The sequence below is a fragment of the Paracoccus albus genome (assembly GCF_027913035.1).
In the GTDB taxonomy this organism is placed as follows: Bacteria; Pseudomonadota; Alphaproteobacteria; order Rhodobacterales; family Rhodobacteraceae; genus Paracoccus; species Paracoccus albus.
This window is the reverse complement of record NZ_CP115775.1, coordinates 2,024,007-2,050,513: the sequence shown is the minus strand read 5'-3', so window position 1 is coordinate 2,050,513 and position 26,507 is coordinate 2,024,007. Positions and strand designations below refer to the sequence as shown.

28 protein-coding genes and 1 tRNA gene are annotated in these 26,507 nt (G+C 59.7%); 13 read left to right on the top strand and 16 right to left on the bottom strand.

Annotation, left to right across the window (positions count from 1 at the left end):
* Nucleotides 1-116: 116 nt before the first annotated feature.
* Both PAF20_RS10235 and PAF20_RS10230 read right to left on the bottom strand, forming a co-directional pair.
* A tRNA-Gly gene (locus PAF20_RS10235) sits at nt 117-190 on the bottom strand.
* A gap of 175 nt (nt 191-365) precedes the next feature.
* Nucleotides 366-788: a DUF1489 family protein gene (locus PAF20_RS10230; protein ID WP_271073303.1), complete on the bottom strand. Its 423-nt coding sequence runs from the start codon at nt 786-788 to the stop codon at nt 366-368.
* 47 nt (nt 789-835) lie between these two features.
* Here PAF20_RS10230 and PAF20_RS10225 point away from each other — a divergent pair, with 47 nt between their 5' ends.
* The 4 genes from PAF20_RS10225 to PAF20_RS10210 all read left to right on the top strand — a co-directional run bounded on the left by PAF20_RS10225 (nt 836) and on the right by PAF20_RS10210 (nt 6,546).
* Complete coding sequence (locus PAF20_RS10225; RefSeq protein ID WP_271070555.1) at nt 836-1,993, top strand: AI-2E family transporter; 1,158 nt, start codon at nt 836-838, stop codon at nt 1,991-1,993.
* Between the two features lie 3 nt (nt 1,994-1,996).
* Nucleotides 1,997-2,704, top strand: coding sequence for a P-loop NTPase family protein (locus tag PAF20_RS10220; protein ID WP_271070554.1), 708 nt, complete (start codon nt 1,997-1,999; stop codon nt 2,702-2,704).
* Between the two features lie 99 nt (nt 2,705-2,803).
* Nucleotides 2,804-4,969, top strand: a complete 2,166-nt coding sequence (locus PAF20_RS10215) for an RNA degradosome polyphosphate kinase (protein ID WP_271070553.1) — start codon at nt 2,804-2,806, stop codon at nt 4,967-4,969.
* A 50-nt stretch (nt 4,970-5,019) separates the two neighbouring features.
* A complete protein-coding gene (locus PAF20_RS10210; RefSeq protein WP_271073302.1) occupies nt 5,020-6,546 on the top strand; it encodes a Ppx/GppA family phosphatase in 1,527 nt (508 codons plus the stop codon).
* A 45-nt stretch (nt 6,547-6,591) separates the two neighbouring features.
* Here PAF20_RS10210 and PAF20_RS10205 read toward each other — a convergent pair whose 3' ends face one another.
* From PAF20_RS10205 to PAF20_RS10195, 3 genes are all read right to left on the bottom strand, one after another.
* On the bottom strand, nt 6,592-7,149 hold the full coding sequence (locus PAF20_RS10205) for a DUF6151 family protein (RefSeq protein WP_271070552.1): 558 nt from the start codon (nt 7,147-7,149) through the stop codon (nt 6,592-6,594).
* A 196-nt stretch (nt 7,150-7,345) separates the two neighbouring features.
* On the bottom strand, nt 7,346-8,998 hold the full coding sequence (gene groL / locus PAF20_RS10200; protein WP_271070551.1) for a chaperonin GroEL: 1,653 nt from the start codon (nt 8,996-8,998) through the stop codon (nt 7,346-7,348).
* A gap of 54 nt (nt 8,999-9,052) precedes the next feature.
* Nucleotides 9,053-9,340 (bottom strand): co-chaperone GroES, encoded by a 288-nt coding sequence (locus tag PAF20_RS10195; RefSeq protein ID WP_271070550.1) that lies wholly within the window; start codon nt 9,338-9,340, stop codon nt 9,053-9,055.
* Nucleotides 9,341-9,540: 200 nt separating this feature from the next.
* Here PAF20_RS10195 and PAF20_RS10190 point away from each other — a divergent pair, with 200 nt between their 5' ends.
* The 8 genes from PAF20_RS10190 to PAF20_RS10155 all read left to right on the top strand — a co-directional run bounded on the left by PAF20_RS10190 (nt 9,541) and on the right by PAF20_RS10155 (nt 15,951).
* Nucleotides 9,541-10,554, top strand: coding sequence for a TraB/GumN family protein (locus PAF20_RS10190; protein WP_271070549.1), 1,014 nt, complete (start codon nt 9,541-9,543; stop codon nt 10,552-10,554).
* Nucleotides 10,554-10,883, top strand: a complete 330-nt coding sequence (locus PAF20_RS10185) for a DUF4440 domain-containing protein (protein ID WP_271070548.1) — start codon at nt 10,554-10,556, stop codon at nt 10,881-10,883. Before PAF20_RS10190 ends, PAF20_RS10185 begins: the two co-directional genes overlap by 1 nt.
* Before the next feature lie 186 nt (nt 10,884-11,069).
* Complete coding sequence (locus PAF20_RS10180; RefSeq protein WP_271070547.1) at nt 11,070-11,987, top strand: manganese-dependent inorganic pyrophosphatase; 918 nt, start codon at nt 11,070-11,072, stop codon at nt 11,985-11,987.
* Nucleotides 11,988-12,056: 69 nt separating this feature from the next.
* Nucleotides 12,057-12,923: a TIGR01459 family HAD-type hydrolase gene (locus PAF20_RS10175; protein WP_271070546.1), complete on the top strand. Its 867-nt coding sequence runs from the start codon at nt 12,057-12,059 to the stop codon at nt 12,921-12,923.
* On the top strand, nt 12,924-13,448 hold the full coding sequence (locus PAF20_RS10170) for a gamma-glutamylcyclotransferase family protein (protein WP_271070545.1): 525 nt from the start codon (nt 12,924-12,926) through the stop codon (nt 13,446-13,448).
* Nucleotides 13,449-13,541: 93 nt separating this feature from the next.
* On the top strand, nt 13,542-14,471 hold the full coding sequence (locus PAF20_RS10165) for a bifunctional riboflavin kinase/FAD synthetase (RefSeq protein ID WP_271070544.1): 930 nt from the start codon (nt 13,542-13,544) through the stop codon (nt 14,469-14,471).
* Nucleotides 14,471-14,911 carry a YcgN family cysteine cluster protein gene (locus tag PAF20_RS10160; RefSeq protein ID WP_271070543.1) on the top strand — a complete coding sequence of 147 codons (441 nt, stop codon included), beginning with the start codon at nt 14,471-14,473 and terminating at the stop codon, nt 14,909-14,911. Before PAF20_RS10165 ends, PAF20_RS10160 begins: the two co-directional genes overlap by 1 nt.
* A complete protein-coding gene (locus PAF20_RS10155; RefSeq protein WP_271070542.1) occupies nt 14,908-15,951 on the top strand; it encodes a threonine aldolase family protein in 1,044 nt (347 codons plus the stop codon). Before PAF20_RS10160 ends, PAF20_RS10155 begins: the two co-directional genes overlap by 4 nt.
* Before the next feature lie 11 nt (nt 15,952-15,962).
* Here PAF20_RS10155 and PAF20_RS10150 read toward each other — a convergent pair whose 3' ends face one another.
* Together PAF20_RS10150 and PAF20_RS10145 are read right to left on the bottom strand one after the other, a co-directional pair.
* Nucleotides 15,963-16,736, bottom strand: coding sequence for an alpha/beta fold hydrolase (locus PAF20_RS10150; protein ID WP_271070541.1), 774 nt, complete (start codon nt 16,734-16,736; stop codon nt 15,963-15,965).
* Entirely contained in the window at nt 16,733-17,332 is a 600-nt protein-coding gene (locus PAF20_RS10145; protein WP_271070540.1) for a 2-hydroxychromene-2-carboxylate isomerase, read from the bottom strand. Before PAF20_RS10145 ends, PAF20_RS10150 begins: the two co-directional genes overlap by 4 nt.
* Nucleotides 17,333-17,427: 95 nt before the next feature.
* Between PAF20_RS10145 and PAF20_RS10140 the strand changes: the two genes are divergently transcribed.
* Nucleotides 17,428-18,447 carry a ribose-phosphate pyrophosphokinase gene (locus PAF20_RS10140; RefSeq protein WP_271070539.1) on the top strand — a complete coding sequence of 340 codons (1,020 nt, stop codon included), beginning with the start codon at nt 17,428-17,430 and terminating at the stop codon, nt 18,445-18,447.
* Nucleotides 18,448-18,528: 81 nt separating this feature from the next.
* On the opposite strand, the gene trpB is transcribed toward PAF20_RS10140, so the two are convergent.
* The 9 genes from trpB to rnpA all read right to left on the bottom strand — a co-directional run bounded on the left by trpB (nt 18,529) and on the right by rnpA (nt 26,501).
* Nucleotides 18,529-19,734, bottom strand: a complete 1,206-nt coding sequence (gene trpB / locus PAF20_RS10135; protein ID WP_271070538.1) for a tryptophan synthase subunit beta — start codon at nt 19,732-19,734, stop codon at nt 18,529-18,531.
* 15 nt (nt 19,735-19,749) lie between these two features.
* Nucleotides 19,750-20,265, bottom strand: a complete 516-nt coding sequence (locus tag PAF20_RS10130) for a SixA phosphatase family protein (protein WP_271070537.1) — start codon at nt 20,263-20,265, stop codon at nt 19,750-19,752.
* Between the two features lie 105 nt (nt 20,266-20,370).
* Nucleotides 20,371-21,270: an acetylglutamate kinase gene (gene argB / locus PAF20_RS10125; RefSeq protein WP_271073301.1), complete on the bottom strand. Its 900-nt coding sequence runs from the start codon at nt 21,268-21,270 to the stop codon at nt 20,371-20,373.
* An 87-nt stretch (nt 21,271-21,357) separates the two neighbouring features.
* A complete protein-coding gene (gene yihA, locus PAF20_RS10120; protein ID WP_271070536.1) occupies nt 21,358-22,008 on the bottom strand; it encodes a ribosome biogenesis GTP-binding protein YihA/YsxC in 651 nt (216 codons plus the stop codon).
* Nucleotides 22,005-22,787, bottom strand: coding sequence for an MOSC domain-containing protein (locus PAF20_RS10115; RefSeq protein WP_271070535.1), 783 nt, complete (start codon nt 22,785-22,787; stop codon nt 22,005-22,007). The genes yihA and PAF20_RS10115 overlap by 4 nt, the downstream gene beginning before the upstream one ends.
* Nucleotides 22,784-24,658, bottom strand: a complete 1,875-nt coding sequence (gene yidC / locus PAF20_RS10110; protein ID WP_271070534.1) for a membrane protein insertase YidC — start codon at nt 24,656-24,658, stop codon at nt 22,784-22,786. Before yidC ends, PAF20_RS10115 begins: the two co-directional genes overlap by 4 nt.
* A 226-nt stretch (nt 24,659-24,884) precedes the next feature.
* Nucleotides 24,885-25,784: a tRNA 2-thiocytidine(32) synthetase TtcA gene (gene ttcA, locus PAF20_RS10105; RefSeq protein WP_271070533.1), complete on the bottom strand. Its 900-nt coding sequence runs from the start codon at nt 25,782-25,784 to the stop codon at nt 24,885-24,887.
* Entirely contained in the window at nt 25,777-26,046 is a 270-nt protein-coding gene (gene yidD, locus PAF20_RS10100) for a membrane protein insertion efficiency factor YidD (protein ID WP_271070532.1), read from the bottom strand. Before yidD ends, ttcA begins: the two co-directional genes overlap by 8 nt.
* Entirely contained in the window at nt 26,043-26,501 is a 459-nt protein-coding gene (gene rnpA / locus PAF20_RS10095; protein ID WP_271070531.1) for a ribonuclease P protein component, read from the bottom strand. Before rnpA ends, yidD begins: the two co-directional genes overlap by 4 nt.
* Nucleotides 26,502-26,507 lie beyond the last annotated feature (6 nt).

The window sequence follows — 26,507 nt, the reverse complement described above, 5'->3', positions numbered from 1 at the left end:
GTGGGGCGCGGAACCCTCCCGGAATCATCCGGGACTTCGTTCGTGTGCTGCAATATGCTGGGCGGATTGCTCTGGAAATTCGCAATCCACAAAATTTCGTGCGGAGGCGCATTGTTTGGAGCGGGTGAAGGGAATCGAACCCTCGTCACTTGCTTGGGAAGCAAATGCTCTACCATTGAGCTACACCCGCCGCGTTGCTTCTTCTACTTCGCCGCCCTCGGGCGCGCAATGCCTGATTGTCGCAAGAGGTGCATCACAGGATCACTAATCGCCCAATAAATCGCATGCTTTGCGGGGTTCAGCGATCTTTGCGGCTTCAGCATTTGTGCAGGCGGCGTCAGATGGCCTTAAGCGCTCGGTTAGCATCATCGCAGGCCCATCTCTGCCAGCTTAGCGGCAAGATCCGGCGGCAATGCGTCGTCATGCGCGCGTTCGGCGGCCAGATCGGGCGGTGCGTCGTCGCGGGCGAGGTAGCGCCAGCCTTGGAACGGCCGGCGCGGGACGGCAGCGACGCGGACAAGCTCGGGGGAAAGCAAAAGGGCACAGCGGCGAATCCCGTCGGTGCCGATGCGCTCTTCCAGTCCGACAAGCTTTTGACGGGCCAGCATCGTGCCTTTGAATACCCAATAGATGGACCCGCCCGCCAGAAGCTCTGCTTCTCGTTTTGGCCACATTCGCGTGACATGCTGGCGCGGCGCATTCCCATATCGCTGTCTCTGCCACCTCTCCAACTCATCCGGAGATTCGGCGCCGACGCAGAGCTTCATTAGATTGACGTATTCGACCATGACACTGATATAGGACGCTGTCACGGCAGAGCAAAGGGTGATCGGTCATGTCGGCAAGGGCGCAGGTAATATGGTGGAGCACGGCGGGCATCGTCCTTTTGCTGACCCTTTGGTTGTTGGGTCAGGCGATATTGCCTTTTGTGATCGGCGCAGGCGTGGCCTATCTGCTGGATCCGCTGGCCGACCGGCTTGAACGCGCGGGGTTAAGCAGGATCTGGGCCGTCGTGACGATAACGCTTGTTGCGCTGGTGGCATTCGCCGCCTTCCTGCTGTTCCTTGCGCCTATCGTGGTGCGCCAGACGGCCCAACTGGTCGAGTCAGTTCCCGATATGATCGACCGGCTTCAGGCATTTCTGATGGCCCGTTTCCCGACGCTCTTTGCCGAGGGCGGCCCGATTGACAGCGGGCTGAACAATCTGGCTTCACTGGCAGGCGAAAAGGGTGGAGAGGTGCTGACCTCTGTCCTCAGTTCTATTTCAGGGGTTGTCGGTGTAATTGCCCTGTTCGTGATCGTTCCGGTTGTGGCGTTTTACCTGCTGCTCGACTGGGATCACCTTGTTGAACGGGTGGACGCACTGTTGCCGCGCCAGCACGCATCGACGATCCGTCGTCTTGCGGGCGAAATCGACGATACATTGTCTGGTTTCGTGCGTGGACAGGGCACAGTCATGCTCATTCAGGGCACGTTTTATTCGCTGGCGCTGATGCTGGTTGGCCTGCCCTATGCGGTCGCCATCGGTATGGGCGCGGCGATCCTTGGGATCATCCCCTATGTCGGCACGCTGATCGGTGGGGCAACGGCCATCGGCGTTGCCATGTTCACCTTCTGGGACGAACCGATCTGGATCGCTGCGGTTGCGGTGATTTTCGTGATCGGGCAGGTGGTAGAGGGCAACTATCTGCAACCGAAGATCGTGGGTGATCATGTCGGATTGCATCCGGTCTGGCTGTTGCTGGCGTTGTCCGTTTTCGGTGCGCTTTTCGGCTTTGTCGGCATGATTATCGCGGTGCCGCTTGCCGCTGCGCTTGGTGTCCTGGTCAGATATGCGGCAGAGCGTTATCAGGACAGCCCCCTTTATACGGGTGAGAAAACCGCGCCGCCCCCGCCCGATCCGGTGTTGGTGGAAATCGTGCCGGAAGGGACATTGACTGACCGCCTTGCCGAACGCGAAGAACAGGGCGCCACCGCGCAACAGGTGCGCTGAGCCTTGCTCCGTCAACTGACCCTCGATCTCGCTTTGGAGCCTGCACTTGGACGAGAGGATTATCTGGTCACGCCGGCCAATGCGATTGCGCTTTCGACGTTAAGCGATGCCGAGGCTTGGCCGCAGGGTCGCATGTTGCTGATCGGGCCGGACGGATCGGGGAAGACCCATCTTGCATCCATCTGGGCGTCAGAGACCGGCGCCGCGATGATGTCCGCCCGTGGGCTGCGCGTCGATGCTGTGGATAATCTAGCTACCGAGGGCGGCGCGCTTGTCATCGAAGATGCGCATCGCGCAGCGGGAAACGCAGGCGGAGAGCAGGCGCTGTTTCATCTGTGGAATCTTTGCAGCGAACGCAACTGCTGGCTGCTTCTGACTGCGCGTTCTGCACCACGTCACTGGGGCCTCGATCTGCCTGATCTTGCCAGCCGGATGGAGGCGATGCCGGTGACGCGGATAAACGCGCCGGATGAGGGGTTGCTGGCCGCCGTTCTGGTCAAGCTGCTGGCCGACCGGCAGCTTTCTGTGCCCGCCGGGCTGATCGAATGGCTGGTGCCGCGCATGGATCGCGATCTTGGGCTCGCACGACGGCTGGTTGCGGCCCTGGATGACGAATCCATGTCGCAGAAACGGGTCCCTACGCGTCAATTGGCTGGTGATCTTCTGGCGCAGCTTATGGGCTGCGCCGAAGACGCAAAGAGCGTTCGCTAATTATCTGATATTCATGATACATGATGGTTGTTGAAAGGATGCGCGCTGTGCCGCATAAGCGTTGCATACCGGCACTAACGCGCTTTTCGACAGGCAAGCATGACGCAATCCGACTTTCTCAGCCAACCTATTCCCGAGCCTGTATCGCTGCCAGGTGGCACACCCAAGGGGCCGGACCGTTTCTTTAACCGAGAGCTGAGCTGGCTGAGTTTCAACTGGCGCGTGCTGGATGAAGCCCGCAATGCCCGCGTTCCGCTGCTCGAACGTCTTCGCTTTATTGCGATCTCGGCCACCAATCTGGACGAATTTTACACCGTTCGTGTCGCCGGGCTGAGGGAACTGGTCAGAGAGGGCAATGCATTGCCGTCGCACGACGGTCGCACCCCGACAGAGCAACTGCGCCTGATCGACGCCGACGCGCGTCGCCTGATGGGTGCGCAGCAATTTGTCTGGAACACCCTGCGCAAAGAGCTTGAGGCGGAGGGTATCGTTATCCTCTCACGAGATCGCGTCACCCGGTCCGAGGCGGAGTACCTGAACCGCTATTTCCTCGATCAGGTCTTTCCGGTTCTGTCGCCCCTCGCCATCGACCCGGCGCATCCTTTTCCCTTCATCCCGAATGCGGGGTTCTCTCTCGCTCTGGAACTGTCACGGGACTCTGACGGCCGCAAAATGCAGGCGCTTTTGCCGATCCCCGCGCAGCTTCCCCGTTTCGTCCGTCTGCCCGGAACATCGCGCTTCCTGCGGCTGGAAGATGTTCTGCTGATGAATCTGGCCAGCCTTTTTCCCGGCTATCGCGATACAGGATTCTGTGCGTTCCGGGTTCTGCGCGACAGCGATCTGGAGGTTGAGGAAGAGGCCGAAGATCTGGTGCGAGAGTTCGAGACCGCACTGAAGCGACGCAGGCGCGGCTCTGTCATCCGGCTGAAGATAACGGACGGTGCGCCCGACGCGCTGCGCCGTATTATCATGGATGAGCTGCATGTTAATCCGGATGAGGTTGTCGAGGTTTCGGGCCTGCTGGGTGTGGCTGATCTGAAGGAACTGGTTCTGGACGACCGCCGCGACCTGCAATGGTCAGCGTTCACGTCGCGCGTGCCAGAGCGTGTGCAGGATCATGATGGCGATATGTTCGCGGCTATCCGGCAGAAGGATATGCTGCTGCATCATCCTTATGAAACCTTCGATATGGTCATCCGCTTTTTGCAGCAGGCGGCGCGCGATCCGAATGTGCTGGCGATCAAGCAGACGCTTTACCGCACCAGCCGTGACAGCCCGATTGTCGATGCCCTTTGCGAAGCGGCAGAGGCTGGCAAATCCGTCACCGCCTTTGTGGAGTTGAAGGCCAGGTTCGACGAAGCTGCCAATATCCGGCAATCACGGCGGCTGGAGCGCGCGGGCGCACATGTGGTCTATGGTTTCGTCAATTACAAAACTCACGCAAAAATTTCGACGGTTGTCCGGCGAGAGGGCGATGCCCTTGTGACCTACAGCCATTACGGCACGGGCAATTATCACCCGATCACGGCCCGGATTTATACCGACCTGTCGCTGTTCACCTGCGATGCCGCGCTTGGCCGGGATGCGTCCAAGGTGTTCAATTTCCTGTCCGGCTATGTGCAGCCCGGACGGCTGGAAAATCTGTCAGTCTCGCCCATCGACCTGAAAGAGCGGCTGATCCAGATGATCGGGAGGGAAGCGGATTACGCCCGCGCAGGCAGGCCCGCGATGATCTGGGCGAAGATGAACTCTCTGGTCGAGCCCGACGTCATCGACGCGCTATATGCGGCCAGTCGGGCGGGCGTGAAGATTGATCTTGTGCTCCGCGGTATCTGCGGGTTGCGGCCGGGTATTGCGGGGCTGTCGGACAATATTCGGGTCAAGTCGATCATCGGCCGTTTTCTGGAACATTCGCGTATCGTTTGCTTCGGTGCCGGCTTCGGTTTGCCGTCACGCAAGTCCAGGGTGTTCTTCAGTTCTGCCGATTGGATGGGGCGCAATCTGAACCGGCGGGTGGAAACGCTGGTCGAGTGTCTGAACGATACTGTCAAAGCCCAGATCGTCAGCCAGATCATGGCGGCCAATATGGCCGATGAGGCACAAAGCTGGATCCTGCAACCCGATGGCCGCTATCTGCGGCATCTGCCGCAGGGGCGCGACGATCTTTTCAATTGTCACCGGTTCTTCATGGAGAATCCGTCACTGTCGGGCCGCGGAAGGGCAGGGGCGGGCGACGTCCCCGCCTTGACCCACAGCGCCGATTGAGAAACAAGACCAACAGTCGCGCCAGCATGAACAAGATCGGGAGTGATGCGATGAACGGCAAGGCAAGAACAACCGATCCGTTCGAGGGCCTGTTCGAGGACACGGCGGCGCGCGCGCTGTCGCGTGTCGGCGTAGTCGATGTGGGGTCAAACTCTATCAGACTGGTCATTTTTGACGGTGCCGCCCGCTCTCCTGCCTATTTCTACAATGAAAAGGTCATGGCCGGGCTTGGGAAGGACATGGCCACGACCGGCAAGCTGAATCCCGACGGCGTAGAACGTGCATTTGATGCGCTAAGCCGTTTTGCTGCCATTGCTGACGGGATGAAGGTCAGGCCGATGACGGTGGTTGCCACCGCAGCTGTTAGAGAGGCTCAGGACGGGCCTGCTTTCCGCAAGCGCGTCGAGAAGGAAACCGGGCTAAAGCTGAATGTCATCGACGGAGAGGAGGAGGCCCGTCTGTCAGCGCAGGGCGTTCTTCTGGGCTGGCCGGATGCGAAGGGGTTGGTTTGCGATATCGGCGGCAACTCGATGGAACTGGCCGTGGTTGATGGCGCGGGCGGTATCGGCAAGCGTGTGACATCACAGCTTGGACCGTTCAGGTTGCAGCAAGTGAAGGGCGGCCAGGATGGGCTGGCCAAACATATCGCTGCAATCATGAAGGAACTGGCAAAGACCGTCGGCACCGACCATGACCGCATCTATCTGGTCGGCGGCTCATGGCGGGCCATTGCCCGGCTGGATATGGAGCGTCGTGGTTATCCGATGACCGTCCTGCATGAATATCGCATGACGCCGGATGATGTCCTCGATACGGTCGACTGGATGGCAGATGGCGACCTTCAGGCGCTTCGCAGCCGCGTCGGGATTTCCAGTTCGCGGATAGAACTTGTTCCCCTCGCCAGCCTCGTGCTGCGCGAATTGGTGCAGACCTTCGCGCCGCAAGAGCTGGCAATTTCATCTTATGGTATCCGTGAAGGTCTGCTGTATGAACACATGTCCGGCAGCCTGCGCGGTCGCGATCCGCTGCTTGAATCGGCGAAGTTCACCGAGAAACAGATGGCGCGGATGCCCGGCTTTGGCAAGAAATTGTACCAGTTTCTTCAGCCACTTTTCGAGGATGCGCCGCCTGCGCGCGACCGGCTGATCCGGGCGGCATGTCTGCTGCACGACACGTCTTGGCGCACCCATCCCGATTACCGGGCAGAGGCCTGTTTCGACAATGTCACCCGCGCCAATATGGCTGCACTGTCTCATCCCGAACGGGTGTTTCTGGGGCTTGCCCTTCTGCATCGCTACAAGAACTCTCGCTCTGGCTCGCCGATGGCGCCTTTGTTCAAGATGCTGTCGGATGACGAAATTCTGGATGCCGAGGTGCTGGGCAAGGCCATGCGTTTCGGCGCGATGTTTTCTGTCAAGGACCCGACAGAGGCGGGGGAGTTGAAGCTGTCGAAGAAGAAGGACAAGCTGGAACTGTCGCTGACCAGAACAGGCCGCGCGCTGTTTGGCGAAGTGGCTGAGGCGAGGTTTCAGTCGCTGTGCAAGTCGCTGGGGGTTGAGGGCATCGTAGATACCTGACGTACACCGCCAGAGCGTCAGGCATCTGGCAGCGTCGTATCAGCGTCAAAGCTGTCGGGGTGGCACAATAGGGGTGCTGTTGTCTGCCTCGAACAAAGGCGAGTTTTTGTGCTTGCCCGTCAGTTTGCCCTTTACGACAAACGGCAGCACGGTCAGCATATCTTTGAAGCCGATCTTGCTGGCAATTTTGAAGGGTGGCTCGCCCTTGGCATAACGCCCGCTTATCCGGCTTTTTACTGGTCCCAGTTTTTCGGCGTAGTCAGGATTGGCCGCCCTGACAGCGCTGTGAAAGATGCCCAGCCACGGGAAACCTACCTTGATATTCCCGATGGGCGAATTGCAGCAACGCGTCGACCAGCGATATAGGCCCTTGCGCGATAGCTGATTGCAAACCAACTGCTCGCGCCCCTGTGCAATGCTGATCTCGGATGGGTAGACGGGTATGACCTCGGTGCCGCCATATGCGTCCAGCAGATCCTCACGGTCAATTTTTTCAAGGTAATGCTGACAATCATCGCAATAGCACATCAGCCGTCCGGGAGAATTCGCCGGAAAGTTTGTGAGGTTCGCTTTGAATGCACCACAATCACACTGAATTTGCATAGTTCGGCCTCCTGCCGCGCATCCGGGTTTTTATCTTCCATCAGCAATCGCAGCACGGCCAACAAATGCGCCGCCCCGTTGCACAAAACGCTACCCAGAGAGGGACTTTCACACAATCCCTGTTGAAAGCTTAATCAGCAATAAAAAAGGCCGCCCCGAGGGACGGCCTTTCCATTTCTGCCATGAGGGCAGGGGATTACATCATCCCCATACCGCCCATGCCGCCCATGCCACCCATATCCGGGGCGCCGCCAGCGGCACCTTTCGGCTCTGGCTTTTCGGCAACCATGGCTTCGGTGGTGATCAGCAGGCCAGCGACCGAGGCTGCGTCTTCCAGTGCGGTGCGCACGACTTTGGCCGGGTCGATGACGCCGAATTTGAACATGTCGCCATATTCTTCGGTCTGCGCGTTGAAGCCGAAGGCCTTGTCGTCGGATTCGCGGATCTTGCCCGCCACGACTGCGCCGTCGACGCCAGCATTTTCCGCGATCTGGCGCATCGGAGCTTCAAGTGCGCGGCGCACGATCGCGATACCGGCTTCCTGATCCGAGTTCGCGCCTTTCAGGCCTTCCAGACCTTTCGCACCCTGAACCAGAGCGACACCGCCACCAACGACGACACCTTCCTGAACGGCTGCACGGGTGGCGTTCAGCGCGTCATCGACGCGGTCCTTACGCTCTTTCACCTCGATTTCGGTCATGCCGCCGACGCGGATAACGGCAACACCGCCGGCCAGCTTGGCCACACGTTCCTGCAGTTTCTCTTTGTCGTAATCCGAGGTGGTTTCCTCGATCTGCTGACGGATCTGGGTGACTCGTGCTTCGATCTCGGCCTTTTCACCTGCGCCATCAACGATGGTGGTGTTGTCCTTGTTGATCTGCACTTTCTTGGCGGTGCCAAGCATGTCGATGGTGACGTTTTCCAGCTTCATGCCCAGATCTTCGCTGATGACCTGACCGCCAGTCAGGATCGCGATGTCCTGCAGCATGGCCTTGCGGCGATCGCCGAAGCCCGGAGCTTTGACAGCAGCGATTTTCAGACCGCCGCGCAGCTTGTTGACGACCAGCGTGGCCAGAGCCTCGCCTTCAACGTCTTCCGCGATGATCAGCAGCGGCTTCTGCGACTGGATCACCGATTCCAGCAGCGGAACCATCGGCTGCAGCGAAGACAGTTTCTTCTCGTGCAGCAGGATGTAAGCGTCTTCCAGTTCGGCGACCATCTTGTCGGGGTTGGTCACGAAGTAGGGCGACAGGTAGCCGCGGTCGAACTGCATGCCTTCGACGACTTCGACTTCGGTTTCCATGCCCTTGTTTTCTTCGACGGTGATCACACCCTCGTTGCCGACTTTCTGCATGGCGTCAGCGATCTGCTTGCCGATCGATTCTTCGCCGTTTGCGGAAATGGTGCCGACCTGAGCAACTTCTGCCGAGTCGTTGACCGGACGGGAAGCGGATTTGATCGATTCAACAACCTTGGTGGTGGCCAGGTCGATACCGCGCTTCAGATCCATCGGGTTCATGCCAGCGGCGACGGCTTTCATGCCTTCGCGGACGATGGCCTGAGCCAGCACGGTGGCGGTGGTGGTGCCGTCGCCGGCTTCGTCATTGGTGCGCGACGCGACTTCGCGCACCATCTGGGCGCCCATGTTCTCGAACTTGTCGGAAAGCTCGATTTCCTTGGCTACCGTCACACCGTCCTTGGTGATGCGCGGAGCGCCGAAGGATTTGTCGATGACAACGTTGCGGCCTTTCGGGCCGAGGGTGACCTTCACTGCATCGGCGAGGATGTTCACGCCCTTCAGCATACGGTCGCGAGCATCGGTGTTGAACTTGACGTCCTTACCAGCCATGTTTCTTCTCCTGAAATATCTATTGAATTGAAGCGTCTGTCAGGGCGTCGGCGATCAGCCGATAATGCCCATGATGTCGCTTTCCTTCATGATCAGCAGCTCATCGCCATCCAGCGTGACCTCGGTGCCCGACCATTTGCCGAACAGAACGCGGTCGCCTGCTTTGACCGCCGGTGCGATCAGCTCGCCCGAATCTTTGCGGGCGCCTTCGCCAACGGCGACGACTTCGCCTTCAGCGGGTTTTTCTTTTGCGGAATCGGGGATGATCAGCCCGCCCTTGGTTTTTTCGTCGGATTCGACGCGCTTGACCAATACGCGGTCGTGCAGCGGTGTGAAGGCCATGTTAACACTCCGGTGTTTCAGGTTTCAGTGTCTGTTGTTGGCACTCTGTCTTGGTGAGTGCCAATGCCGCTGATCTAGGCTGCGCCCCGTTTTCTGTCAACGGGTCCGGCAGCTAAATTTTTCTGCGGGCTGGATATTTCCGGAACAGCGTGAAAGTCTTCGCGACGTAGCCCGTGGAGCTTTTCAGATCGGAGCCGAATATGAAGGCCATCATAGCCTCTTGCGCGCTTTCACTTTTCGCTGGCGCAGGCTTTGCGCAGGAATGTGTGGGCGACAATCTGATCGACGCCTTGCCCGAGCATGACCGGGCGTGGATTGATGCGCAGTCACAGGCAGTGCCGAACCATCAGGGCATTCTGTGGCAGGCCAGCAAGGGCGATGAACGGATTTCAATTGTCGGCACCTATCATTTTGACCATCCGATGCATCGCGCGACGGTCGAGAAACTGCGCCCGCAATTAGAAGCAGCAGACAGGCTTCTGGTTGAGATGGGCCCGGAGGAAGAGGCCGAGATGCTGAGCGCGATGAGCAGCGACCCGACGCTGATCATGGAACCAAGCGGGCCGACCCTGCCCGAACGGCTGAGCGAAGAGCATTGGCAGCAGGTCGGCGATGCAATGGCGGACAGGGGTGTGCCCGCGATCATGGCTTCGCGGATGAAGCCGTGGTATATCGCCACGCTTCTGGCGATCTCTCCTTGTGCGATGAAGCAAATGGCAGGCAATGGTGGCAAGCCGCGCGGGCTCGACTGGCAATTGATGCAGGTGGCCCAGGATGCCGGTGTGCCGGTTGAAGCGCTTGAGCCCTGGGATACCTTCGTGCGGATATTCTCTGGCCTGACACCGAAAGAAGAGATCGACATGATCGTCTATTCGCTGCCAGTCGCCAGCTACGCGGATGACTACACCGCCACGATGGAAGCTGCTTATGCCGAAGGCGATATCTGGCAGATATGGGAGTTCGGCCGACTGGACGCCTATAACAACTCTGGCCTCTCGCGCGAAGAAGTCGATGCGTTGACGGCAGAGGCGAAGGAAGTTCTGATCGACGAGCGTAACCGCAACTGGATAGCGCCGCTCACCCAGGCAGCGGAAGAGGCAGCGGCGAAGGATAAAAGCATCGTCGCCGCATTCGGTGCCCTGCATCTTCCGGGAGAGCAGGGCGTGCTTCGGCTGCTGGAGGATGATGGCTGGCAGATTGAAAGGCTGGACTGATGCCCGATGAGCTTTGGCAGCTTGAAGAAGGATGGTGGCTGCATGGTGCGGCAGAGGCTGCGCGTCATATGGCGCCGAACTGCCTGATGGTGTTTCCCGAGGGAATCATGCAGGGGCAGGACATCATCGATGGGCTTGCTTCTGCACCACGATGGCAAAGCGTCACGATGACGGATCGCTTCGTTGCAGAAAGCGGCGAAATAACCGTTCTGGCCTATCGCGCCGCCGCCCGCCGAGATAACGCGCCGGAGCGTCGAGTCTTGTGCAGTTCAAGCTGGGTCAGGATGGGTGGCTGGCGCATGATCGCCCATCAGCAGACGATGATCTGAAACCGCCGTGCCACTGCCGCGACTGGCTTGGACCGCGCCGGCGTCTTCATGCTCGGCCGGTGCCGAAGGTTTGGTCGCTGTCACCACTCCGCGATGATGGACTTTGCGATCCGGGCAGGGTAGGAGGGCGCCGAAACCCAAGACGGCCCGCGCGGCCCGAAACCAGATACCGATCAGGAGCAAGCGATGATCACCGTTCTCGCCCATAAATCGCCCGACACCGACGCCACCGGTTCCCCGCTGATCTGGGCATGGTATCTGAATGAGATCCGCAAGACCCCGGCGCGCGCAATCCTTCAGGGCACGCCCAACACCGAGGCCGCATGGATGCTGACCCGCTGGGACAAGGACATGCCCGAAATCGTGACCGAGTTGGGAGAGGGCGATCAGGTCGTGATCTGCGACACCAACAACCCCGCGGAACTGCCCGGTAATATCAACGATACCGAGATCTTGGAGATCATCGATCACCACATGCTCTTCGGTGGCATCAAGACGAAAACGCCGATCAACATCACCATCCGTCCGCTGGCTTGTACGGCCACGATCATGCATGACCTGATCGGCGATGACATGGCTTCCGCCCCGGATTGGGTCAAAGGCGTCATGCTGACCTGCATCCTGTCGGACACGCTGGAATTCCGCAGCCCGACGACCACCCCTCATGACAGGGCGGTGGCCGACAAGTTGGCCGCTGATTTGGGCATCAACATTGGCGAATACGCGTCGGAAATGTTCGAGGCGAAATCTGACGTCTCCGCCTATGGCGACGAAGACCTGCTGCGCATGGACAGCAAGGAATTCGAGCTTGAGGGCAAAAAGCTTCGCGTTTCGGTTCTGGAAACGACTGCGCCGCAGGTGCTGCTGGATCGCAAGGACGCGCTTCTGGCGGCAATGCCGACGGTTGCGAGTGCGGACGGCGCTGACGAAGTGCTGCTGTTCGTTGTCGACATTCTGAAAGAAGAGGCAACGCTTCTGGTTCCGAACGATCAGGTCAAGCAGATCGCTGAGGCATCATTCGGTGCCAAGGTTGAAGGCGACAACGTCGTGCTTCCGGGTATCATGTCGCGGAAGAAGCAGATCATTCCTGCCCTGAAGTTCTGATCCTTCAGATTTGCCAATACGGGCCGGGGAGAACTCCGGCCCTTTCTCTTTGTGCTCAGGAATCGCGCCATGACCCGCATCATCCAGTCACTATCCGAAATCTCGACCGATTATGACGTGCTGTTCTGTGACCTTTGGGGCTGTGTCCACAATGGGATTCGGGCATATCCCTCTGCCGTTCAGGCGCTTCAGGCGTTTCGTCGCGGGGGTGGCCAGGTCTGCCTGATGACAAATGCGCCGCGTCCGGCCGCGCAGGTCGAAGCGTCTTTTGATCGGCTTGGCATCCCAGCCGATGCTTGGGACGAAATCGTTACATCCGGTGACGCCGCGCAGGACGCGCTTTTTGCAGGCGCAGTGGGCCGCCGGGTCTGGCATATCGGGCCTGAAAAGGACGATGCTTTCTTTGACCCACCCGCGCAATGGGCAGACGCCCAACCGATAGAGCGGGTTTCCTTGGAAGATGCAGAGGGGATCGTCTGCACCGGACCGTTCGATGAGGAAAACGAAACACCGGAAGACTATCGCGGGCAGTTTATGCTGGCGCGTGAGAAGGGGCTGAAACTGCTTTGCGCGAACCCCGATATTGTCGTTGATCTGGGCGACCGCAGGATCTACTGCGCCGGCGCGCTTGCCGAATTCTATCAGCAATTGGGCGGTGAAAGCCTGTATTTCGGCAAACCGCATCCGCCGATCTATGACCTTGCCCGCCGACTGCTGAACCTGCGGGAGGCTGCGCGTGTTCTGGTGATCGGCGACGGGATCAGAACCGATATCGCTGGCGCTGTAGGCGAGAGGCTCGATTCGATTTTCATCACAGGCGGGCTCGCGGCAGAGGAACTCGGCGAAGATGTCGAAAACCCCGATCAGGCACTGCTGACCGACTGGCTCAGCAATGCGCAGCTTACCCCCACCTTCGCGATGGGTCGGCTGCGCTAGGTGGCGCTGTATTTCGCCTATGGATCAAATATGCTGTCGGCGCGGCTGACGGCACGTTGCGCTTCGGCTCGGGTCATCGGAACGGCTGTGGCTGCGGGCTACGATATCGCCTTTGACAAGATCGGGCAGGATGGGTCGGGCAAGGCTACGCTTTTGCGGGCGTCAACGCGTTCGGTTCATGGCGCGCTTTTCCATCTGGATGATGTCGATCTGGCCTTGTTGGATCAGATCGAAGGGGTCGGGCGCGGCTATGACCGCCAGTCAGTTTCCGTACGGCATGACAATAAGGTCGAGCAGGCCGTGACCTATATCGCCCCTGATTCCTGCCGCGACGCCACTCTGCTGCCTTTTGACTGGTATCGGGGCTTGGTTGTGGCCGGGGCGCATGAACGGCGGCTTCCCAGCGACTGGATCGAGCGTGTGCAAAGGATCGTGAGCCTGCCTGATCCGCAGACAGACCGGCCCCGGAGGTTGGAGGCCATGCAGATTCTTTCCCGTTGCCCGGCCGAATGGTTGAACGGCTGATCTTGCAACCCGCCCCATGCTGCGCGATATGCGTTTGATGCGGGGAAAACCGCGACAGATTGACGACGCCCGGCCCGGCCGGAAGGGGGCGCATTGCAGATCCATCACCATTGGCAGGGGCTTCCCGCATCCTCGCGCGGAACCACGGTGGCTATGGGCAATTTCGATGGCGTTCACCGTGGCCACCGCTCGATCATAGAAACCGCACGCGCGGCTAGCGACGCGCCGCTGGGTGTGATCACCTTTGAGCCCCATCCGCGAGAGTTCTTTGCCCCCGATGCGCCGCCCTTTCGCCTGATGAATGCCGAGGCGCGTGCAAACCGTTTGCGCAGGCTGGGGGTCGATCATCTGTTCGAATTGCCCTTCGGCCCGGTGCTTGCTGGACTGACACCCGATGCTTTCGCCCGCCAGGTGCTGGTTGAAGGGCTGGGCGTCGCCCATGTGACCGTCGGGCAGGATTTCTGTTTCGGCAAAAATCGCGCCGGTGATACCGATACGCTCATATCCTTGGGTGAATCCTTTGGTTTCGGCGTGACTATCGCGCCGCTGGTGGGTGAAAACGGCAAGGATTTCTCATCAACGGCAATCCGGCAGGCGTTGGCCAAAGGTCTGCCGCGCGAAGCCGAGAAGATGCTGGGACACTGGCACCGGATAGAGGGTGAGGTCCTGCACGGAGAAAAGCGCGGGCGCGAATTGGGTTATCCGACCGCGAATATGTCGGTTGAAGGGCTGCATCTGCCGAAGCTCGGCGTATACGCGGTCGTTGCCGATGTGCTCAGCGGTCCGCATAAGGGAAGCTGGCCGGGCGTTGCGAGCCTTGGCGTTCGCCCGATGTTCGGCAGGAACGAACCGAATCTGGAGGTTCACCTTTTCGATTTCGACGGGGATCTTTATGGCGAGCATCTGTCGGTCGCCCTGGTGGAATATCTTCGGGTTGAGATGAAGTTTGACGGCCTTGAAGCGTTGATTGCGCAGATGGATCGCGACAGCGCCGAGGCCCGCGCGATATTGGCGCAGCGCTGATGCGAGAGCGTTTCTGGGAACTGCCGCTCAAGGATCTGACCACCGCAGAGTGGGAGGCCCTGTGTGACGGTTGCGGCAAATGCTGCCTGAACAAGCTGGAATTCGAAGATACGGACGAACTGGCGTTCACGCGGGTCGCCTGCAAGCTGCTGGATGGGGAAACCTGCCGTTGCACCCGCTACGAGACGCGGCACCGCTATGTGCCGGAATGCGTCACGCTGTCGCCCGAAAAGATTGCCGGGATCAGCTATTGGTTGCCAGCGACCTGCGCTTATCGGCTGCGCCATGACGGAAAGCCCCTGTTTGACTGGCATTATCTTGTCTCTGGCGACCGTAAGGCTGTGCATCGCGCCGGGGTGTCCGTTCGCGGCTGGACCGTGTCCGAGGCGCAAATCCCGGAAGAAGACTGGGAAGACTATATCATCGAGGACCTGTCATGAACTTTGCCTCTGACAACGCATCGGGCGTACACCCGGAAATCCTTGCAGCCCTGTCTGCGGCCAATGACGGCCATGTTCTGGGCTATGGCAGGGACGCGCTGACCGAAGCGGCGCAGGAACGCGTCCGTGAAGTGCTGGATGCCCCCGACGCCGCGGTGATGTTCGTGACGACGGGGACGGCGGCGAATGCGATTTCTCTGGGGTCGGCTGTTCAGCCGTGGCAGCGGATTTTCTGTCACGAAGATGCCCATATCGAAACGTCGGAATGCGGCGCGCCGGAACTGTTCACCTCTGGCGCGAAGCTGACCCTCATGCCCGGCGATGGCGGGTTGATAGATGCCGACGCATTGGATCACGCGGCAGAGTTCTGGGCAGGAGAGGGGCTTGGCGGCGGGCAGCCCGGCGCCGTGTCGATCACCAATTCAACCGAATGGGGCAGGGTCTGGAAGCCTGAAAACGTTCGCGAGGTTGCCGCCGTTGCAAAACAGCATGGGCTTGCGCTGCATATGGATGGCGCGCGTTTTGCGAATGCAGTTGTCGGCAGCGGGGCCACTGCGGCTGATGTCACACATCGCGCGGGCGTCGATCTTCTGTCATTCGGCGGAACCAAGAACGGCGCAATGGGGGCCGAGGCTATCGTCGCTTTCGATGGAGAGATGGCCGACCGGATCGCCTATATGCGCAAGCGCGGCGGGCATCTGTGGTCCAAGCATCGCTATCTGTCTGCGCAATTCTATGCCCTGCTTGAAGGGGATCTTTGGCTGCGGGCGGCTGAAAATGCCAATGCAATGGCGCGATTGCTTGGAGAGGGCATTCAGCAGATCGAGGGTGCATCACTAGTCCAGCCGGTCGAATCGAACCAGGTTTTTGCAACTGTTCCTGGTGATGCCGACGACCGGGCCCGCGCGGCTGGTGCGAATTACTATAAATGGACATCGCTTGGCGAGGAAACGCTGGACGAGGTTACGCTGCGCTTCGTGTGCAGCTGGAACAGCCGTGAAGAGGATGTGATTGAACTGCTGACGGCGTTGCGCGGCTAAGCCAACCCCGGTCAGGCCCGTTCCAGGTTCATCAGCGTAAGCTCTGCGAATTGTTTCGGATGCGACAAGGGCAACATATGCCCCGCATCCGGTATGGTGGCGCGTCCGACATCAGGCAGGCGCGCGGCCAGTGCCTCAGCTATTTCATGCACGATTGGTGGCGAATCCTGCCCTGAGATCAGCATGACAGGTGCGTTAATCCCTTCCAGTCCGCCTTCGCGCAGAATATTGCCCCGGTCAGACATAAGCCCGTCATTCGTGTCGACCACCATCTTCATCTGCCGGCGCAACCGATCGGCCTTCGCGCCTTCTGTCGGTATCGGCCCTGCGGCACCCCAGTCACCCAGAAATTGCTGCAACATTCCGTCCCAATCATCGGCCGCCTCGAAAGAGGCAAGTCGTTCATATTCAGCACGATTGGACTCTCGCGACGCAGCGGCGAACAGAACCGGCTCTACCAATGTCAGGCTGCGGATCGCATCGGGCGCGCCAACCGCGATGCGCAAGGCGACGGTCGCGCCGAAGCTGTGCCCGATCAGATCCATCGGCCGGTCGATCATGCCAGCGGCATAGCGTGTCGCGAACGTGTGCAGGTCGATGTCGTCCGCCGGGGGAACCCAGTCGTCGCTGCGCCCATGACCGGGAAAGTCCGGCGCGCGCAGGTCGATCGCACCATCAAGATGCTGCATCAAAGGCTCGAACAGCCCGCCGCTGCCCATCATGCAATGCAGGCCGATGGCGGGCCGATCGGGGTCGCCGGGGAAATGCCGCAGGTTTATATTCATAGGGATGCCAGATGACCCTTCAGGAATTCCAGCCGGTCCTGCCCCCAGAACTTCTGCCCGGTTTCGCGGACGATATAAAAGGGTGAGCCGAATACGCCGGCGGCCACGGCTTCTTCAAGATTGCGGCCATATTGCTCTGCCCCGACAAACAGCCCCTTGTCGGCAAGGGCGGGATCGAAGCCAGCTCTGCCCAGAACGTCGCGGATCACCGTATCATCGGAAATATCGCGATCCTCGGCCCAGACGGCGCGAAGAAAGCCCTGGACAAGCGCCCCGACATTCCCGCCGCCAGCTTCCTGTGCGGCAATGATTGCATAGGACGACGGCGCCATATTTACCGGAAAATGGGCCGGGTGCAGATTGAACGGCAGCTTCAGCGATGCCGCCCAACGCGTCAGCTCCTGCAGGCGGTATTCTTTGCGGCTTTCATGACGCTCTGCCGGTTTTTGGCCACCTGTTCGCGGGAAAAGCTGCATAAGGTCCACCGGGCGGTAGGTGATGCTGGCCCTATGTTCGCGCGCGATCCTTTCCAGCCGGTCACCGGCAAGATAGCTCCACGGGCTGATGGTGCCGAAGTAGTAATCGATATGTGCCATTTGCCTTCCTCCCGACGGTTGAGGTTTGCGGGGAACCTAACGCGGTGATAAGTCCGCTGCAATTGTCCGAATCCCGCCTGCGAAGGACCCGACCCATGCCAGCGATGACCGAACCGAAGCTGATTTCCGGCAATGCAAATAGACCCTTGGCGACCTCTATCGCCCGGCGCATGTCGATGCATCGCGGCATGAATGTCGCACTGGTTGACGCACGTGTCGAACGCTTCAACGATCAGGAGATATTCGTTGAAGTTTTCGACAATGTCCGCGGCGAGGATATGTATATCATCCAGTCGACCTCGAACCCGGCCAATGACAACCTGATGGAACTGCTGATCATGACCGACGCGCTGAAGCGTTCGTCGGCCAACCGGATCACGGCGGTCATCCCTTATTTCGGTTACGCCCGTCAGGACCGCCGCGCAAAGGCCCGCACGCCAATTTCGGCCAAGCTGGTTGCCAATATGCTGACCAAGGCAGGCGTCGACCGCGTCCTGACGATGGACCTTCACGCTGCACAGATTCAGGGCTTCTTCGATATTCCGGTCGATAACCTTTACGCGGCACCGGTTTTTGCTTTGGATATCAAGCATCATTTCAAAGGCCAGATGGACGATCTGATGGTCGTCTCTCCCGATGTCGGCGGGGTGGCCCGCGCGAGAGAGATCGCGCAGCGGATCAGTGTACCAATGGCGATTGTCGATAAGCGCCGCGAAAAGGCGGGCGAGATTGCCGACATGACGGTTATCGGCGACGTCGAAGGCAAAAGCTGTATTATCGTGGACGACATTTGTGACACCGCAGGAACATTGTGCAAGGCGGCGCAGTTGCTGGTCGATCATGGCGCGAAAGAGGTTCACGCCTATATCACCCACGGCGTGCTGTCCGGCCCAGCTGTCGAGCGGGTGCAGAAATCGGTCATGAAATCGCTGGTCATCACCGATTCCATCCACCAGCCACAGGCGGTCAAGGATTGCTCTAATATTCGGATCGTGCCGACCGCGCCCATGTTTGCACAGGCTATCATCAATATCTGGAACGGCACCTCGGTCAGTTCATTGTTCGAACTCGATACGCTGGGTCCGATTTATGAAGGGCTTTATACCGGCGAGTGAGTTCGAATGTAGCGCTTCGCGCTGCTGAACCCGATGGGCTGGCAGCGGCGCGGACCTGTACCGCGCCGCTGCCCGTTTGCTTCAGCCCTTCGTGCCGAAGCCGTAGGTTTCCGTTACATAGTCGATATCCTTGTCGCCCCGTCCTGACAGGTTGATCAGGATCGACTGGCCCGGACGTTCACTGGCTTCACGCATTGCAAAGGCGACGGCATGGGCGCTTTCCAGTGCCGGGATGATGCCTTCGCGCCGGGACAGATTGTAGAAAGCATCCAATGCTTCTTTGTCGTCGGCGGCGACATAGTTGGCGCGGCCGGTCTTGTGCAGATAGGCATGTTCGGGTCCGACGCCGGGATAATCCAGACCCGAGGCGACGGTGTGGACGGGTGCTGGATTCCCTTCGGCATCCTTCAGAACCATCGTCTTGAAACCGTGAATATCGCCATCCTCGCCAAAGGTGATGGTTGCCGCGTGGTCGCCCAGGTTGGACGAGGTACCGAGCGGTTCGACCCCGTAAAGCGCCACATCCTCATCGTCGATAAATCCTGCGAACATGCCCATCGCGTTCGATCCGCCGCCGACACAAGCGGCAACAACGTCTGGCAGACGCCCAGTCATTTCAAGAAACTGCTCTCGCGCCTCGATGCCGACGACATGCTGGAAATCGCGTACCATCATCGGGAAAGGGTGGGGTCCGACGACGCTGCCAATCGCGAAAAGCGCGGTCTCGGCCTGTTCGACATAGGATTGGAAACAACTGTCCACAGCTTCTTTCAGTGAGCGTCCACCGAAGCCAACCGGTACGACCTCTGCGCCCAGCAGCTTCATGCGGGTGACGTTGGGTGCTTCCTTGGCGATGTCGATCTCGCCCATATGGATTTCGCAGTCGAGGCCGAAATACGCGGCCGCCGTTGCCAAGGCTACGCCATGCTGGCCCGCCCCGGTTTCGGCCATGACCTTGGTCTTGCCCATATGCTTGGCCAGCAGGACCTCGGCCATGCAATGGTTCAGCTTGTGCGCGCCGGTATGGTTCAGATCCTCACGCTTGGCATAGATCTGCGCGCCGCCGCAATCCGCCGACAGGTTGCCCAGATAGCTTATGGGCGTCGGGCGGCCCTGAAAATGTTTGCGGATATAGCGCAGCTCATTGATGAAATCGGCGGAACGCGAAAGCCGAAGGTAGGCTTTTTCGATTTCGGCGAATTGTTCGACCAGAACCGGCGGCAGATCAGCCCCGCCATATGGCCCAAAGAAACCCTTCGCATCGGGATGCGATTTAAGATAACCCATGTTTTCTCCCTGTTATCAGCGTCCGTCGATACGGACGAAGTCCATGACGCTGCCCTCTCCGGGGTTAACGTCAGCCCAGCTGTCGATCTGAAAGTCGACAACAAGCGTTGCTGCCGTCGGATAACGGCGGAAATCGGGGTCCATAGGGGGTCTCGCGGGCAGGCTCGCTGCAAACTCGGCAATTCCGGGATTGTGGCCGATCATCATGACGGTGGGCGCGGTCGCGGTTTTCAGCACCGAAAGCATGTCGCTGGGGCTGGCGTGAAACAGCTTGTCCTCGAATCGCAGGATGGGAAGGACCTCCAGCGTGGCGCCTGCCACTCTTTCCCAGGTCTCCCTTGTGCGTTTCGAAGGTGAGCAGATCACCTCTTCCGGCTCATAGCCACGCGACGCCATGAAGTCGCCAAGCGCCAGTGCCGCCCTGCGACCGCGATCATTCAGTGGGCGGTCAAAGTCTTCCAGCGTCGGATCGTCCCATGCTGACTTGGCGTGGCGGGTCAGGATCAGGCGTTTGTAGCCGGAAGAATTCATATGAAGCGGCCTCTTATGGCGAAGATGTGCCAGCAGGAGCCTGCCATATGTTATACGCGAAGAGCAAGCACCTCTGCAAAGCGAGGCGTCGCTTTCGCCGTCGCCCTAAAGGCCGCTGTCCCCCTGCCGCAAACCCCGTGGTTTCACGCGCGGTTCGGTAGAGCGGATCAGGCTGCCTGCGCCATGTTCGGTAAAAAGTTCAAGCAAGGTGGCATTCGGCACACGGCCATCCAGAATCACAACCGCGCGGACGCCATCCTCGATTGCCTTCAGGGCCGTTTCGGTCTTGGGAATCATCCCGCCCGCAATCGTGCCATCGGCGATCATGCTGCGGACTTGGTCCGGCGTCATCTGTGTGATGACTTCTCCCGCGCCATCCTTGACGCCCGAAACATCGGTCAGCAGCAACAGCCGGTCGGCCTGCAAGGCGCCCGCAATTGCACCGGCCGCCGTGTCGCCGTTGACGTTGAAGGTTTCGTTGTCCTCCATGCCGGTTGCAACCGGGGCAATGACCGGGATCAGCCCTGCCTGATAAAGATCGCGGATGATCTGAACATTCATCTCGACCGGCTTGCCGACGAAACCCAGTTCCGGGTCGTCCACCTCGCACACCATCAGATCGTCATCCTTGCCGGAGATACCGATGGCCCGCCCGCCAGCGTCGTTTATGGCCTGTACAATGCGTTTGTTAACGAGGCCGGACAGAACCATCTCGACCACCTCGACGGTTTCTTTGGTGGTCACGCGCTTGCCGCGCACAAAGCGGCTTTCGATGCCCAATTTACCGAGCAGGTCGTTGATCATCGGGCCACCGCCATGAACGACAACCGGGTGAATGCCCACCTGCTTCATCAAGACGATGTCGGATGCGAATTTTGCCATCTCGGCTTCGTCGCCCATCGCGTTGCCGCCGAATTTGACCACGACAACCGCGCCGGAATAGCGCTGCATATAGGGAAGAGCCTCGGAAAGCGTGGCCGCTGCGGCGGCGAAATCTCGGGTCATGTCCTGCTGTCTCATGATGCGTTCCGTACGGGTCGGCGAAGGTTACGGCGCGGTAGGGGCAAGGTCCAGAGCCCGAGCCGAACGACGTTAGTCGAGTCCGGCAATGATCGTGCGCAAGGTGGCGATTCCCTGACCCTTCTCCGATGAGGTAAGAACCAGTTCCGGAAATGCTGCGGAGTGCTTTTGCAGCTCTGCCTCGACTTGTTCGATCACCGGCTTGACGGCATTCGGTCCCAGCTTGTCGGCCTTTGTCAGAACCACCTGAAAAGGCACAGCCGAGCGGTCGAGCAGGGTCATGATTTCGTGATCTACAGGTTTGACGCCATGTCGAGAATCAATCAGGCAAAAGGCGCGGCGCAGGGTAGGGCGGCCTGCCAAATAGTTTTTGAGCAGCGCCTGCCACTTCTGCACCACGGCAACCGGCGCCTTCGCGAAACCATAGCCCGGCAGGTCGACCAGATAGCCGTGCTGACCCAAAGCGAAATAGTTGATTTCCTGCGTACGGCCGGGCGTGTTGGATGCACGCGCGATCCCCTTGCGACCAGTCAGCGCGTTGATCAGGCTTGATTTTCCAACATTGGAACGTCCCGCAAAACAGACTTCGGGCCGGTCTGCTGGCGGCAGGCCGTCCATCGCAACGACGCCTTTCACGAAATCCACGGGGCCGGCGAAAAGCTGTCGCGCGGCTTCTGCGGCTTCTGCCTCGGGTTCGGGCGCAACGGGAAAGGCGACCTTCATTCGCTGTCCTCCGGCGATGGCGAGAGGATCAACTCGTCCATTTCGGCAATATCTCCGCCCGACAGAACCTCTGCATAGATGCCGAAGTCGCTTTGACCGGTCACCTCGGTCAGCGCACGGATCATATCGCGGTCGGGCTGCCCGGTTTCAGTGTCCGCCGCCGTGGCCGAACACCTGCCAATCATCTGACGGCCTATCATCCGCAGGCCCCCAACCGTGAACTCGCGGTCGATCCAATCGGCCTCAGCGAAGGGTTCAGCGCCCTCGATCCACAGATTGCCGCGCCATCGTTCAACGCCAAGGCGCTGACCGACTTCTGCCTCCAGTGCCGACAGGCTGTCCAGGGAGTTGATCGAGATATAGGGCTTGCGGGTATCGGTCAGCGGTTCGGCCCCGCGCACCAGCTTCAAAGGCGGCGGCTTGTCATCCGGCCACAGCGGGGCCAGCCATACAATCAGGGAAGCAGCGTCATCCTCATCCGATGGATCAACGATGATTTCACCCTGATCGGGATGGCGGAGCTTCAGCTTGCCGCTTTCAAGCCCGCCTTCGATGGCCTGAAGTGCAGGGCTTGCGGCCCCACGCAGAAAGGCCGCCTTGGGCAGCCATTCTTCCAACGCGTCGCTATCGCCGTTCAGCCGCTTGGCCGAGTCTTCGTGCAGCACCGCCCAATGCCGATCAAACGGTATCTTCCCGCCCTTTTCGACCGAGGCGCGGGCAATACGCTCTCGCCCGATCGATTTGACAGGATACCGCCAGATCTGGGCCAGGCGCTTCAAGGCTTTTTCTTTCCGGGCCGCACGCTTTCACGGATGTTGCCAAACAGGTTTGGCGGATGGCCGTGCATCGACATGATGGCGTATTGCTGGCCTATGGTGATCACGTTGTTGGTGATCCAGTACAGAACCAGCCCCGATGCGAACCCGCCCAGCATGAACATGAACACCCAGGGCATCCAGGCAAAGATCATCTTTTGCGTCGGGTCGGTGGGTGCCGGGTTCAGCTTCTGCTGAAGCCACATGGAAATGCCCAGAATGATTGCCATGATCGACAGCGAGATAATCCCGACCAGACTGTCACGCGCCGGTGCTGCATAGGGCAGCAGGCCGAACAGGTTCAGGATCGAGGACGGATCAGGCGCCGACAGATCGCGGATCCAGCCGATCCACGGGGCCTGGCGCAGTTCCAGCGTGACAAAGATCACCTTGTAAAGGCTGAAGAAGATCGGGATCTGGATCAGAATCGGCAGACAGCCTGCCGCCGGATTGACCTTTTCCCGCTTATACAGCGCCATCATTTCCTGCTGCATCTTGGTGCGGTCGTCGCCCACACGCTCTTTCAGCGCTTCCATCTGGGGCTGCAACTCTCGCATCTTCGCCATGGAGACATAGGATTTGCGCGCCAGTGGGAAGACGATGGCCTTCAGGATGAAGGTCAGTGCAATGATCGACCAGCCCATGTTCCCGATATGCGCGTTCAGCCAGTGAAGCAGGCGGAAGATCGGTTTCGTGAGGAAGTAGAACCAGCCCCAGTCGATGGAATCAACGAAGCGTTGAATGCCCGGCGATTCCTCGTAGTTGCGAATGGTTTCCCATTCCTTGGCACCGGCGAACAGATAGGATTCGCTCGACGCCGTCTGGCCCGCTGCGACCGTTACCGTCGGGAAACGCGTTTCAGCCTGATATATATCGGCCCCTTCGGCGTATTTCACGACTGCGGTGAAGGGTTGGCCCGGCGCGGGCGCAAGCGTCGTCATCCAGTATTTGTCGGTAAAGCCGATCCAGCCGTTCTCGGCCACCTCGGTGATTTCCGCACGGCCTTCGCGCGCGACCGGGTCCAGATCGACGATATTCTTGTACTTCGTTTCATGCAGCTCGCCATCGGTCATGCCGATTGCACCTTCATGCAGCACAAAGAAATTCTGTGTGTCAGGCTGGCCGTGCCGCGCGATGATCCCATAGGGCGCGGCGGCAAAAGGCGTATCGGCCGTGTTTTCGACGCTCTGCGTGACCGTGAACAGATATTTGTCGTCAAGGGCGAAGGTGCGACGGAAGATCTGACCTTGCCCGTTATCCCAACGCAGCGTGACCGGGCTGTCGGGTCCCAGATCACCGCCGGATTCGACCTCCCAGATCGTCACGGCATTCGGAACCGCCGCGGGATCGGTCCCGGCGGCCGGGCTCCACCCATAAACTGCGTAATAGGGCTTTTGCAGGGTGACTTCGGGATCGCCGCCGGGGGCGACCGGCGTTCCCTCTGCGACCGTGGTCAGATGCGAAGAGTCTGTTGGGGTCAACAGCCGGACAAAAGGCGAATTGTCGTCCAGCGTCTCGCGATAATCGGTTAGCTGCAGGTCGTCTATGCGACCACCAGCAAGTGAAATAGAGCCTTCAAGCGACGGACTTTTCACCGTCACACGACCGGCGGAGGCCGACGGATCACCCGAACCGCTGGCTGCGACCTCGGCGCCCGCTGGCGTGGCGGCATCCGGGGCCGGCGTCGCAAGACCACCAGCGTCGGTTTGTGACTGACTGACCTCTGTATCCGCGGCAGGGGGCGGAGGCTCGGGCGCAAAGAATCCAAACCAGACCAGCACCACGGCCATGGACAGTACCATGGCAAGGATAAGATTGCGGTTGTTGTCGTCCATTCGGATAATCGCCCCTTGTTGTCAGTGCAGGGTTCAACAGAAGGGGCGGGCAAAGGTCAAGGCGATTCACAAGATAACGCAGGCAGCGCGGGCGATCCGGCGGTATTTGGCGACCATCCTGCCGCTCGCGGACCTGCCGCTGCATCGGCGCTCTGGATCGACCCGAGCGTGTGATGGCTTGCGGTCGATTCGCTGTGACCCTGGTGCGAGACCGAGCCGCCAGCGGTTAATGTTCGCGAAGGTCGGGGATGTCCGGCGAATTGCTTTTCGCCTCGTCCGGCCAGAGGTTCATGAAATCAAACAGCTTCGGATCAAGCAGATGCGACGGGCGTGTATTCATCAATGCGCGGAACATAACCTGCCTGCGGCCCGGACTGCGGCTCTCCCACTCATCCAGCAGCTTCTTGACCTGCGCCCTTTGCAGCCCTTCCTGTGAGCCGCACAGATCGCAGGGAATGATAGGATAGTTCATATCACGGGCGAATTTTTCGCAGTCGGCTTCGGCCACATAGGCAAGGGGCCGCAGTACCAGCAGGTCGCCTTCTTCATTGAGCAGTTTTGGCGGCATGGTCGCCAGCCGCCCGCCATGGAACAGGTTCATGAAGAATGTTTCCAGCATGTCGTCGCGATGGTGGCCAAGCACAACGGCGGAACACCCTTCTTCACGCGCGATACGGTACAGGTTGCCGCGGCGCAGGCGCGAACACAGGCTGCACATCGTACCGCCCGGTGCTATTTTATCAGTGACGATTGAATAAGTGTCCTGATATTCGATGCGATGTTCGACCTCGCGCTCTGTCAGGAATTTCGGCAGGACCGTCGCAGGAAAACCCGGCTGGCCCTGATCCAGATTGCAGGCCAGCAAATCGACGGGCAGCAGGCCGCGCCATTTCAGCTCGTGCAGGATCGCCAGCAGAGTATAGCTGTCCTTGCCGCCAGACAGGCAAACGAGCCAGCGATCACCCGGTCGCACCATCCCGAAATCTTCGATTGCAGCGCGCGTGTCACGGACCAGACGCTTGCGCAGCTTCTTGAAAGAGGTCGTGGCTGGAGCCCCAGCGAACAGCGCGTGAATCTCGGCAGCTTCGTCTGCCTCTTTTTGATCGAAGTTGGTGATCTCATTCATTTGCATCTCGCTTCCGTGGCTCGCTGTCACGTTGATGGCTTACCGGTGGCACAGGATCGTATCCATCACCGCCCCACGGATGACAGCGCAGGATGCGGCGAAGCGCAAGCCAGCTTCCCCGGATCGCGCCATGCTTTTCCAAAGCTTCCAGTGCATAGACCGAACATGTTGGCTGAAAACGGCAACCATGTCCGACCCAGGGGCTAAGCAGCAGGCGATAGACCCGGACGGGCAGCGCTGCGATATGGGCAAGCGGGCTCATTTTCCCGGCTTCTCGGCATGAACGCGGCGCAACGCACCGATCAGATCGTCCTTCAGGTCGCTGAACTGGCGCGAGACGGTTTCGCCCGGCCTGCCCACCAAGACATAATCCCAGCCGGGCCGCGCCACGCCTGGCATTACCGCCCTGCACAAAGCCCGCAGCCGCCTTTTGGCCCGGTTGCGCGTCACCGCGTTGCCGACCTTTTTTGAACAGGTGAAGCCAATCCGGACAGCGGTCTGCGCCGGCTCGACCGGGTTCCGGCGGCGCGCCTGTAGCAGAAAGCCCTTGGTTCCCGCGCGGCGTGCCTGCGCAGCCTTCAGAAAGTCCGAACGCTGGCGCAAAACGGATATGTCGCTTCTCGGCACAGCGAAAGCCGCCGCATCAATCCCCAGCTGCGTTTCGTCAGCTTCGGGGGAGGGATGCGGCGGCATCGTATTGTCCTGACTGGCGTGCATAGACAC